Source organism: Bradyrhizobium sp. LCT2, assembly GCF_009931255.1.
GTDB lineage: Bacteria > Pseudomonadota > Alphaproteobacteria > Rhizobiales > Xanthobacteraceae > Bradyrhizobium > Bradyrhizobium diazoefficiens.
The window spans coordinates 972,809-984,644 of sequence record NZ_CP034432.1; the positions used below are offsets into that span (position 1 = coordinate 972,809).

General features: G+C 66.4%; 10 protein-coding genes. 7 read left to right on the top strand and 3 right to left on the bottom strand.

Going from position 1 to position 11,836, the window contains the following annotated elements; translation table 11 throughout:
• Nucleotides 1-42: 42 nt before the first annotated feature.
• From tsaD to EI171_RS05340, 3 genes are all read left to right on the top strand, one after another.
• Entirely contained in the window at nt 43-1,116 is a 1,074-nt protein-coding gene (gene tsaD / locus EI171_RS05330; protein ID WP_161532773.1) for a tRNA (adenosine(37)-N6)-threonylcarbamoyltransferase complex transferase subunit TsaD, read from the top strand.
• A 2-nt stretch (nt 1,117-1,118) separates the two neighbouring features.
• Entirely contained in the window at nt 1,119-2,099 is a 981-nt protein-coding gene (locus tag EI171_RS05335) for an NAD(P)H-dependent glycerol-3-phosphate dehydrogenase (RefSeq protein ID WP_161532774.1), read from the top strand.
• Nucleotides 2,100-2,240: 141 nt separating this feature from the next.
• Nucleotides 2,241-2,654 (top strand): EVE domain-containing protein, encoded by a 414-nt coding sequence (locus EI171_RS05340; RefSeq protein ID WP_028174950.1) that lies wholly within the window; start codon nt 2,241-2,243, stop codon nt 2,652-2,654.
• A gap of 26 nt (nt 2,655-2,680) precedes the next feature.
• On the opposite strand, the gene EI171_RS05345 is transcribed toward EI171_RS05340, so the two are convergent.
• A complete protein-coding gene (locus EI171_RS05345) occupies nt 2,681-3,760 on the bottom strand; it encodes an adenylate/guanylate cyclase domain-containing protein (protein WP_161536929.1) in 1,080 nt (359 codons plus the stop codon).
• Nucleotides 3,761-3,883: 123 nt separating this feature from the next.
• Between EI171_RS05345 and EI171_RS05350 the strand changes: the two genes are divergently transcribed.
• Nucleotides 3,884-4,339 carry an SRPBCC domain-containing protein gene (locus EI171_RS05350; RefSeq protein WP_011083400.1) on the top strand — a complete coding sequence of 152 codons (456 nt, stop codon included), beginning with the start codon at nt 3,884-3,886 and terminating at the stop codon, nt 4,337-4,339.
• 14 nt (nt 4,340-4,353) lie between these two features.
• Here EI171_RS05350 and EI171_RS05355 read toward each other — a convergent pair whose 3' ends face one another.
• Nucleotides 4,354-5,523, bottom strand: coding sequence for a DNA topoisomerase IB (locus EI171_RS05355; protein ID WP_161532775.1), 1,170 nt, complete (start codon nt 5,521-5,523; stop codon nt 4,354-4,356).
• 391 nt (nt 5,524-5,914) lie between these two features.
• Between EI171_RS05355 and acs the strand changes: the two genes are divergently transcribed.
• Entirely contained in the window at nt 5,915-7,861 is a 1,947-nt protein-coding gene (gene acs / locus EI171_RS05360; protein WP_060909639.1) for an acetate--CoA ligase, read from the top strand.
• A 432-nt stretch (nt 7,862-8,293) separates the two neighbouring features.
• The gene (locus EI171_RS05365; protein WP_161532776.1) at nt 8,294-8,809 is read left to right on the top strand and encodes a L,D-transpeptidase; all 516 of its coding nucleotides are present in this window, start codon (nt 8,294-8,296) and stop codon (nt 8,807-8,809) included.
• 53 nt (nt 8,810-8,862) lie between these two features.
• Here EI171_RS05365 and EI171_RS05370 read toward each other — a convergent pair whose 3' ends face one another.
• Complete coding sequence (locus EI171_RS05370; protein WP_161532777.1) at nt 8,863-9,447, bottom strand: thermonuclease family protein; 585 nt, start codon at nt 9,445-9,447, stop codon at nt 8,863-8,865.
• A 233-nt stretch (nt 9,448-9,680) separates the two neighbouring features.
• On the opposite strand from EI171_RS05370, the gene EI171_RS05375 reads away from it, so the two are divergent.
• Complete coding sequence (locus EI171_RS05375; protein ID WP_161532778.1) at nt 9,681-11,711, top strand: methyl-accepting chemotaxis protein; 2,031 nt, start codon at nt 9,681-9,683, stop codon at nt 11,709-11,711.
• The last annotated feature ends 125 nt before the right edge of the window (nt 11,712-11,836 follow it).

Below are 11,836 nucleotides of genomic sequence, written 5' to 3' on the forward strand. Positions count from 1 at the left end.
TCCGGATGAGCGCAAGGGCGCAAATTGGATAACAATTCGCCAATGCTGGTATTGGGCATCGAGACCACCTGCGACGAGACCGCCGCGGCCGTGATCGAGCGCGCGCCTGACGGCAGCGGCAAGATCCTGTCCAACATCGTGCGGTCGCAGGTCGAGGAGCATGCCCCATTCGGCGGCGTGGTGCCGGAGATTGCCGCCCGCGCGCATGTCGACCTGCTCGACGGCATCATCGACCGCGCCATGCGCGAGGCCGGCATCGGCTTCGCCCAGCTCAATGGCGTCGCGGCGGCCGCGGGACCCGGCCTGATCGGCGGTGTCATCGTCGGGCTCACCACCGCGAAGGCGATCGCTTTGGTGCACGACACGCCGCTGGTCGCGGTCAACCATCTGGAGGCGCATGCGCTGACGCCGCGGCTGACCGACGGAATCGAATTCCCGTACTGCCTGTTCCTCGCCTCCGGCGGCCACACCCAGATCGTCGCGGTCACCGGCGTCGGCCAATATGTGCGGCTCGGCACCACCGTCGACGACGCCATCGGCGAAGCCTTCGACAAGGTCGCGAAGATGCTGGGCCTGCCCTATCCCGGCGGCCCGCAGGTCGAGCGCGCGGCGGCCGGCGGCGATGCCGCGCGCTTCGCCTTTCCGCGGCCGATGCAGGGCAGGCCGGACGCCAACTTCTCCCTGTCGGGATTGAAGACCGCGGTGCGCAACGAAGCGAGCCGGATCGCCGAGATCACGCCGCAGGACATCAGCGATCTCTGCGCCAGCTTCCAGGCCGCCGTGCTGGATTCGACGGCCGACCGGCTGAATGTCGGCTTGAGACTTTTCCGCGAACAGTTCGGCGCGCCGCGCGCGCTCGTGGCCGCCGGCGGCGTCGCCGCCAATCAGGCGATCCGCGGCGCGCTGCATGACGTCGCTCGGCAGGCCAAGACGCAACTGATCATGCCGCCGCCTGCGCTCTGCACCGACAACGGCGCGATGATCGCCTGGGCCGGCGCCGAGCGCCTCGCGCTGGGAATGACCGACACGATGGAAGCCCAGCCCCGCGCACGCTGGCTGCTCGACGCGAATGCGACCGCGCCCGCGGGCTACGGCAAGACGCGAGCGGGATTCTAGCGATGACCGCGTTCCAATCCGTTGCGGTGATCGGAGCGGGCGCCTGGGGCACGGCGCTGGCGATGGTGGCAGCGCGGGCCGGGCGGAGCGTCACGCTCTGGGCGCGCAATGCCGAGCATGCGACGCGCATCGCGTCGACCCGCGACAATCCGCGGCTGCCCGGCGTGCGGCTTGCGCCGGAAATTGTCTTGACGAGCGAGCTGGCGCTCGCCGCGCGCGCGGACATGCTGCTGATCGCAACGCCGGCGCAGCATCTGCGCGGCGCCGTCAACATGCTGGCCTCGCACATCGCAAGACCGACACCGGTCGTCGCCTGCGCCAAGGGCATCGAGCACGGCACCCACAAATTCATGACCGAGGTGATCGCCGAAGCCGCGCAGCACGCGCAGCCGGCGATCCTGTCGGGCCCGAGCTTTGCCGACGACGTCGCGCGCGGCCTGCCGACGGCGGTGACGCTGGCGGCGAAGGAGGAAGAGCTGGCCAGCAGCCTCGTGCAGGCGTTGGGCTCGCCGACGTTCCGGCCCTATCACTCCACCGACGTCCGCGGCGTCGAGATCGGTGGCGCCGCCAAGAACGTGCTGGCGATCGCCGCCGGCATCGTGGTCGGCCGCAACCTCGGGGCCTCCGCGCTCGCCGCGCTGACCACGCGCGGCTTCAGCGAGCTGGCACGGCTCGGCCGCGCCTGCGGCGCGCGCCCGGAAACGCTCTCGGGCCTCTCCGGCCTTGGCGACCTGCTCCTGAGTTGTTCAACCGCGCAATCGCGCAATTTCGCGCTCGGCATTGCGCTCGGCCGCGGTGAGGCGGCGCCGGCGGGCAAGCTTGCGGAAGGCGCATTCACCGCGCCGGTGCTGGTCGAGCTCGCGGCCGCACGGAACGTCGACATGCCGGTCTCGCAGGCCGTCGCTGCCATCCTCGACAACAAATTGACGATCGACGCAGCGATCGAGGGGCTGCTGACGCGGCCGTTCAAGGCAGAAGAATGACATCTTCCGTCATGCCCGCGCTTGTCGCGGGCATCGACGTCTTGGTATTGAACACGGAAGCAGAGACGTGAATGGTCGGGCATAGGCGAGCGAAAGCGACGCCGTCCTTCGGACGGCTATGACGAACGGATAGGGCGCGCGATGAACTACTGGCTGGTGAAATCCGAACCGTCGGTGTGGTCCTGGGACCAGCAGGTGGCGAAGGGCGCCAAGGGCGAAGCCTGGACGGGGGTGCGCAATTACACCGCGCGCCAGAATCTTGTCGCCATGAAGAAGGGCGACAAGGCGTTCTTCTATCATTCCAACGAGGGCAAGGAGATCGTCGGCATCGCGGAAATCGTCAAGGAGGCCTATCCGGATCCGACCGACAAGACCGAAAAATTCGTCTGCGTCGACATCAAGGCCGACAAGCCCTTGAAAACCCCGGTGACGATGGCCGCGATCAAGGCCGAGAAGAAGCTCGCCGACATGGCGCTGGTGAAATATTCGCGCCTGTCGGTGCAGCCGGTGACGGCGGAGGAGTGGAAGCTCGTCTGCAAGATGGGCGGGATGTAGGAGTTATCCCATCTACGCTGTCCGACTTACGTCTCCGGCAGCGCAAAGACCTCGCATGGCGCGGCAATGCCGCGCAGCGGATGCGATCCGAGCGCGACCAGTGGCATGTCCGTCTCGGCGGCGAGCGCGCCCGACACCAGCACGGTCTCGCGAAGCGGCTTGCACAATCCCTCGAGCCGGCTGGCGAGATTGACGGCGGGACCGATCGCCGTGAAATCGAGCCGGTTGGCGGCGCCGATATTGCCCCACAGCATCTCGCCGAGATGGAGCGCCGCGCCAAACGAGAGCGGCGGCAGGCCCTGGTTGCGGCGCTCGTCGTTGAGGTGGGCCATCCCCGCCCGGGCCGCGCCTGCGGCGCGCAAGGCCGCATCGCAGGCGCGGCGCGGTGATGCCTCGACCACCGGAAAGATCGCGAGCACGCCGTCGCCGATGAATTTCAGCACCTCGCCGCCAAAGGCGTGAACGGCACCGGCGATGCGGTCGAACCAGGCGTCGAGCGCCGCGATCACCTGGGCCGGCGGCGTGGTTTCCGACAGGATCGTGAAATTGCGCAAGTCCGCATAGAGTAGCGCGGCCTGAATGGTTTCGCCGAGATCGCGCCGCAGCGGTGCTGCCAGCACCCGTTCCGCGCTGCGTTTGCCGAGATAGGCATCCAGCGTCGCCCGCAACGTGGCGCGCGCGGCGAGCACGGCAAGGGGCGTCGCGGCAAATCGCGCAGCCTGGCGCAGTTGTTCGATTTCATCCGCCGTGAACGGACGCGGCCCGATCCAGCCGAGCACCGGTCCATCGGGCCGACCGACGATGTCTTCGTGCACCTCGCCGTCCGCAATGCCGCGGAGCCAGCGGCGACCGGCATCGTTGGGCGGGTCGGGCGCCAATCCGCCTGGTGCAAAGCCGAGCGCTTCGATCACCGTGCCGGTCCCGGCGCGCCACAGCCAGGTCCGCTTCGCGATCAGCGGGTGCGGCACCTCCAGCGTCAGGGCGCCTGCCGCAAGCGGCACGCCGTCGGCGACCAGATGCGCGCCGAGGTCCGCAAGCAGGCGGTCGGCCCCCTGACTATCGGAGGCGGCATCGACGAGCCAGGCGAGGGTCGGGGCGAGGTGCATGGCCCGATGATGACGAAGCAGGGCCGTCTTTGTCACGGGCAATCCTTGACGGAGCGCAGGGCCGCCGCCATGTCCCGAGGGCAGCCCAAGGGCAGCTCAAGGCAAGACGAGGGATGATCGCCGATGACCGAACCGTTCATAGTGCGACGCGAGACCCAGATCGCAGCCCCGCGTGCCACCGTCTTCGCCTATTTGACCGATCCCGAGAAGATCTTGAGCTGGATGGGTTCCGACGCGACGACGGAACCGCATCCCGGCGGGCTCTATCTGCTCAAGGGTATCGGCCCGCGCGGCGCCGCCGCCCGCGGCGCCTTCCGCGAGGTCGTGCCGGTGCATCGTCTGGCCTACACGTTTGGCTGGGAGGGCGGCCAGGAAGTGCCACCCGGATCGAGCCTGATCGAGATCGACCTGATCGAGCGCGACGGCGGCACGCTGCTGCGCATGACCCATAGCGGGCTGCCGACCGAGGAACAGGCCGCCGCACACGCGAAGGGCTGGGCGCACTATCTGGAACGACTCACCACAGCGGCCGCGGGCAACGATCCCGGTCCGGATAACGGCGTCTCGACCAAGTCGTAGCTCTTGTGGGGTCGTTACACCGCCGCGGTCGCGACCACCTGCGCCAGAAGCTGCTCGCGCCTCGCCTGCGAGCGCTGGCCCTTCATGGTCGCGGCGAAGCGCTCGAGAATGCCGTCCTCGAAGGCGGTGACGATGGTGTCGTGGACATAGCTCTTGCGGCAGATCGCCGGCGTGTTGGAGAGCTTGTCGGCCGCGGCACGGATCGCGTCCAGCACCTGCTTCTTGCGGCCGCGCTGGCTGGTCGCCGGCGTGATCCGCGACAGCGATTCCACCACGACGGCGGAGGCCATCAGGGTGCGAAAATCCTTCAGCGAAATCTTGATGCCGGCGATCTCGCGCAAAAACGCGTTCACCTGCGTGGTGTTGACCGCGCGCACGATGCCGTAGGCATCGCGATACTGGAACATGCGCTTGCCGGGAACGCCGCGCAGGATGCCGATGGCGCGCACCAGCTTGGCCGCGTCGCACTCCTTCCGCACCGCCTTGCCGCCCTTCGCCTTGAAGGTCAGCACGAAGCAATCGTCTTCCAGCGTCACGTTCGACTTCAGCAGTGTGGTCGCGCCGCGGGTTCCGTTGAGGCGGGCATAGGATTCGTTGCCGGGACGGATCGCGGTGCGCGCGATCAGCTCGATCACGGCCGAGAGCGCGAATTCGCGTGTCGGCTCGTCACCCGACAGGAACGCCGACACCTTGCGCCGGATCTTTGGCAGCGCGCCGACGAGTTTCTCCAGGCGATGCGCCTTGCGGTGCTCGCGGACCTTCTCCCAGTCGGCGTGATAGCGGTATTGCAGCCGGCCCGCGGCATCGCGTCCCACCGCCTGGAGATGCGTGCTCGGATCGGCCGAGTAGCGCACCTCGCGATAGGCCGGCGGCACCGCCATGGCGTGCAGCCGGCGGATGGTGCGGGCGTCGCGGATATGCGCGCCGTTGGGACGGACGAAGGAATAGCCCTTGCCGCGCTTGATACGGCGGATGGTCAGCTCGTTCTGGTCGCCGAGCCGCAGGCCCAGCTCCCTGGCCAGCGCCTCGACCGTCGCCGCGGGCGCCGCGTCGAAGACCTTTTTCGGGCTGAGACGCCCCGAAACGGCCGGTTTCGGCCATTGTCCCAGGGCCTTGGCCAGCGCAACAGCTGCAGGATCGGCTGAAGCGGGCCGCATCGTCCCGAGATTCTGCTGATCCATCATAGTGTTACGCCTTAGCCCTGCCTGTTACCGGTCAATGCCGCTGTTCTGATTTTTGTTCCTAGGGGGTCTCTTTGGACCCGGGTTGGCCATTTAGGGTGTTCCGAACCGTATTGCGAGTCCCGAATCAGTGAGAGACGGTTCCCAAATACCTCCGAACGGCGCATGGGGCTCTGCGCGGGCCTGTTCCGGGGATCTGGGTAAAGAGCCGAAAGGCGCCGACCGGCCTGTTTCAGATTTGCGACAGCCGGCCTGCGCACCTTGATCCTTCGCATGGCGGGCCGCTCGCCGAAGGTCCAGCTTGTGCACCTTGTCGGGTCCGGTTAGCCCGACGCATAATCAGCCCAATGATTGATGTCGGCATTGCCTGAGCTTGCCGCATGTGGAGGGAAATATGTCCGAGAAGATTTACGACGTGCCGGCGGAATGGGCAAAGCGCGCCTGGGTCGACCAAGCCAAGTACAAGGAAATGTACGCCCGCTCGATCTCGGACCCGAACGGTTTCTGGGCCGAACAGGCCAAGCGCATCGACTGGATGAAGGCGCCGACGAAAATCGAGAACGTCTCCTTCGCGCCGGGCAACGTCTCGATCAAATGGTTCGAGGACGGCGTCCTCAACGTCGCCCATAACTGCATCGACCGTCATCTGCACAAGCGCGCCAACCAGACCGCAATCATCTGGGAAGGTGACGATCCCTCGCAGTCCCGCCACATCACCTACAAAGAACTCCACGACGAGGTCTGCCGGATGGCCAACATCCTGCGTACCCGCAACGTCAAGAAGGGCGACCGCGTCACCATCTACCTGCCGATGATTCCGGAAGCGGCCTACGCGATGCTGGCGTGCGCGCGGATCGGCGCGATCCACTCCGTGGTGTTCGCGGGCTTCTCGCCCGACAGCCTCGCCCAGCGCATCAACGACTGCCAGTCCAAGGTGATCATCACCGCCGACGAAGGCCTGCGCGGCGGCAAGAAGGTGCCGCTGAAGGCCAATGTCGACGCAGCGCTCGCCAAGGCCGACGCCGTCGACTGGGTCGTCGTGGTCAAGCGCACCGGCGGCAAGATCGACATGAACCCGACCCGCGACCTCTGGTATCACGAGGCGGCGGCGATGGTGACGACGGAATGCCCGGTCGAGCACATGCACGCCGAGGATCCGCTGTTCATCCTCTATACCTCCGGCTCGACCGGCCAGCCCAAGGGCGTGCTGCACACCTCCGCCGGCTATCTCGTCTATGCCGCGATGACGCATCAATACGTCTTCGACTATCACGACGGCGACATCTACTGGTGCACCGCCGACGTCGGCTGGGTCACGGGCCACAGCTACATTCTCTACGGGCCGCTCGCCAACGGCGCGACCACGCTGATGTTCGAGGGCGTGCCGAATTATCCGGACAATTCCCGCTTCTGGAACGTCATCGACAAGCACAAGGTCAATACCTTCTACACGGCGCCGACCGCGATCCGCGCGCTGATGCAGGGTGGCGACGAGCCGGTGAAGAAGACCTCGCGCGCCTCGCTGCGCCTGCTCGGCTCGGTCGGCGAGCCCATCAATCCGGAAGCCTGGGAGTGGTATCACCGCGTCGTCGGCGAGGACCGCTGCCCGATCGTCGATACCTGGTGGCAGACCGAGACCGGCGGCATCCTGATCACGCCGCTGCCGGGCGCCACTAAGCTCAAGCCGGGCTCGGCGACGCAGCCCTTCTTCGGCGTGGTGCCGGAGATCGTCGATGCCGACGGCAAGGTTCTGGAAGGCGAGACCACCGGCAATCTCTGTCTCACCCGGGCATGGCCGGGCATGATGCGCACGGTCTATGGCGATCACGCGCGGTTCGAGCAGACCTATTTCTCGACCTACAAGGGCAAGTATTTTACGGGCGACGGCTGCCGGCGCGACGCCGACGGCTATTACTGGATCACCGGCCGCGTCGACGACGTCATCAACGTCTCCGGCCACCGCATGGGCACCGCGGAGGTCGAGAGCGCACTGGTTGCGCATGAGAAGGTGTCGGAAGCTGCCGTCGTCGGCTTCCCGCACGACATCAAGGGCCAGGGCATCTACGCCTATGTCACCCTGATGGCCGGCGTCCAGCCGACCGAGGATCTGCGCAAGGAGCTCGTGACCTGGGTGCGCAAGGAGATCGGCCCGATCGCCTCGCCCGACCAGATCCAGTTCGCGCCGGGCCTGCCCAAGACCCGGTCCGGCAAGATCATGCGCCGCATCCTGCGCAAGATCGCCGAGGACGAGCCGGGCAGCCTGGGCGACACCTCGACCCTGGCCGATCCCGCCGTGGTCGACGACCTCGTCAAGAACCGGCAGAACAAGAAGTCGGCGTAAGCCAAGGTCTCGTGCCCCGGACGCAGCGCAGCGCGCACTTCAGCGGTGCGCTGCAGAGCCGGGGCCCGACTGTCCACACGCAAAGAACTGGGTCCCGGCTCTGCGCCTTGTCGCTTCGCGCCGCGCCTTGTCCTTGACACGCGACCAAACCTCGCTCCGCACTCTGTCGCCCCCCGAAACAACAGCGGTTCACACCCTCACGCTCTTGTCAGGGCGCTTGCCGGCATGGCCGTATCTTTCCCGCCGAGTGTTGTTTTCCGGTCATTTACTTTATTTCGAACATTTCCTTTGTTCCCCCGGCTGGCTGGCCCTCGGCGGCCGCGCGTAGAAACCATCCGGTTAACAGGCGCGGTTAAGAATGTCTGGGCAAGGCAGCGATTGCCGGGTTCTGCGTAGATTTGGACGACCCGTACGGGGCAAGGGGAAGCATTGATGGCGATGAGGATTGCTGTGGCGCTGGCCGCCACCATCGGGGCAGGGATATTGATGTCAACGGCGGCGGAGGCGCGGCCGGAAATGGTGGGGACGCACCTGGCCGACTATTCGCCGGGCACCATCGTGGTCAAGACCAACGAGCGGCGGCTCTATCTCATTCTCGATAACGGCCACGCCGTGCGCTATCCGGTCGGCGTCGGCAAGTCCGGCAAGCAGTGGGCCGGCACGACCCGTATCGACGGCAAATACCGCAATCCGGCCTGGTCGCCGCCCGCCGAGGTGAAGCGCGACAAGCCGCAGCTTCCCGACGTCATTCCCGGCGGCTCGCCGCGCAACCCGATGGGCGTTGCGGCGATGACGCTCGCCGGCGGCGAATATGCGATCCACGGCACCAACGTGCCGGGCTCGGTCGGCGGCTTCGTCTCTTATGGCTGCATCCGCATGCTCAACGACGACATCACCGATCTCTACAGCCGCGTCTCTGTCGGCACGACGGTGGTCGTGACACGCTGATCACCGGGATCGGAGAGAATTGAAAGAGCCGCGTCCTCGACGCGGCTTTTTTGTTACCAGAAGCGCCACCCCCGCGCGCACCAGCCGTCGCGATGGCCGCCATTGTAGCTGCGCGCATAACCACCCGCGAGCAGCACGGCCGAGACGTTGGCCGTGCGTTTGGTCGCGACGTCGGCAAGAACACGCCCGTACTTGTCGGGGCCGAGATTGGTGATCGTGACGCCGCCCTGGCCGAGCAGGTTGCGCAGCGCGTCGGTGGCGGCTTCAGCCTTCTCCAGTTCCTCCTGGCAGGACGCTTTCATCTCCGGCGCATCGATGCCGCGCAGGCGCACGCGCACGACGAGATCGCGGCCGCCCTGCTGATGCACGCGCGCGAGAAAAGTGTCGCCGTCGATGGTGCGGATGACGTCGACGGGCTGACGGCTAGCGGAATTGCCGGATTGCTGGAGGATGATCTCGGTATCTTGCGACCGACCGTCGGCTCCATGCGGAACGGGCGCTCCGTGCCGGAAGGTGAGCACGATCGCCGCCGCGACGCCGACCACGAACATCCACGGCAACAGGCCCGCGAAGCGGCGGCCGAACGGCGAACCGCCGAACTGCGGCCGATAGGCATTGGGGCGATCGTGGAAGCGCATCAACTCACGCTAGGACTGAGTCGGGGAAACCGGCAAGGCACGATCGGCACCCGGGCTGATCGGTGATCGCTTGATCGCCCCGATCGTTGCCCGACGAAGAAACGTACCTATGCGCGGCGCGCTGTTCCAAACGCTCTCCGCTCGATACCTCCTGTAGTTGTACGGAGTTTAAGATTCACGCGTTGTTTAGTAATAGGGCGGAGTACTCGGTTTGCGTGTGGGGAGCGGTAAGCATGGCATCGTTCAAGGTTCGCATCGGTACAAAACTGGGATTGACCGCGAGTGCGGGTGTCCTTCTCGTCGGCGGCATGCTCGCCAACCAGCTCATTCGCAACGAGCAGATCGCGGACCTGAGCCGGCTGGTGGTCATCAACACCGCGAACAAGGCCAACGCCCAGGGCGCCGAACTCGCAGTGACCCGGGCACGCCTCGCCATAGCGGAAATCGGATCCGCATCCTCCGCCGACGGTCTCGCCAAACATCTCGAAACATTGCGTGGCTCCATCGCCGGTGCCACGACCGAAATAGACGCCGCATTGGAACGGTCCAAGCGTGCCGAAGCCAAAGAGCTTTGTCGCGAGGTGAAGATCCTGCTCGACGCCTCTTTGAAGGCCGGCAACGATCTCGGCGAGGCTCGTGGCACCGCCGTCGCCGAATTCGCCGCGGCAAGCCAGATCGAGGAGGCCTGGAACAAGGCCCTCGAGACCCTGTTGGCGTCGCCCGCAATCGCCGCATCGCAGAACCGGCTCAACATCGAGGTCGCGTTGCGCGAAGCCGACGCCTTGTTCAAGGCGGTTAGCGCGGCCGACTGGCATTTCACGGCGACCGGCGACGCCGTGCAGAAGGACCGCATCGCCGAACGCGCCGACGCCATGATCCGCGTTCTGAAACAGGTCCGTCAGTCCGCCGACGACAAGAAGATCGCCGACGGTGTCGACGCGCTCGCCGCGCTCGCCGGACGCTACAAGGCGGCAACCGGCGCAGCCATCAAGGCGGAGGAAGCCAAGAGGCGCATTTTCGACGAGCGGGTGCTTCCGGCCGCCAAGGAAATCACGACGCGCGTCGACAAGCTGGTCGCCGCCAACAACGAATATATGGCTCTGCGGCAGAGCCAGCTCGTGACCGCGCTGGAGCAGGCGACCCAGGTCAGCCTGGCCGTCGGCGTCCTCGTGATACTGGTCCTGGCCGGCTCCGCCCTGTTTTCCGTGCTGAGCATCGCCCGGCCGATCCGTCGCATCGGCGACGTGCTGCTGCAACTCGCCGGCAGCAACAAGGCCGTCGAGATTCCCTACACCGCCCGCAGTGACGAAGTCGGCGACAACGCTCGCGCAGCCCGCACGTTCAGGGACAACCTGATCCGCATCGAGCAGATGGAGGCCGACCAGAAGGATCAGGAGGCCGCAGCCGCCGCGCAGCGCAAGCAGGAGATGATCCGGCTGGCGGGCGCGTTCGAGGATGCGGTCGGCGGCATCATCAACTCGGTTTCGGTCGCCTCGCAGCAGCTCGAATCCGCCGCCGGCACGCTGTCGGGGACAGCGGAAGAGACCGAGCAGCTTTCCGGAATGGTGGCCGCGGCCTCCGAAGAAGCCTCTGCCAATGTCGGAGCCGTGGCGTCCGCCGCCGAGGAGATGAGCGCATCGGTCGTCGAGATCGGCCGGCAGGTCCATGATTCCAGCCGCATCGCCGGCGAAGCGGTGCGGCAGGCCGAGCGTACCGACCTCCGGATCAACGAATTGCTCAAGGCCGCGGGCCGGATCGGCGACGTCGTCAAATTGATCACCGCAATCGCGGAGCAGACCAACCTGCTGGCCTTGAACGCCACCATCGAAGCGGCGCGCGCCGGCGAGTCGGGTCGCGGATTTGCCGTGGTGGCGAGTGAGGTCAAGGCGCTCGCAGCCCAGACCGCGCGGGCAACCGACGAGATCGGCGCACAGATCGCCGACATGCAGACGGCGACGGAAGACTCCGTCGGTGCCATCAAGGAGATCGGCACGACCATCTCCAGGATTTCGGACATCTCGACCACCATTGCCGCCACCATCGAGGAGCAGGGGGCTGCGACGGCCGAGATCGCACGCAATGTCAGCGAAGCGGCCAAGGGAACGGTCGAGGTCGCCGACAAGATCGCTCAGGTCAGTCATGGCGCCGGCGCCACCGGTTCGGCGTCGACACAGGTGCTGGCATCCGCGCGCTCACTCTCGACCGAGAGTGGCCGCCTCAAGAACGAGGTCGCGAAATTCCTCGATACGGTGCGGGCCGCCTGAAGACCCGCACCTCCTGCGGCCGGCCCGAGGCCGACCGCAAGCGATCATTCTCACGTGACGAATAATCAACGGCTTTGGGAGACCCCCACGCGGAGCCCCCGCTCGCGCCTGGGTCAAACATATAG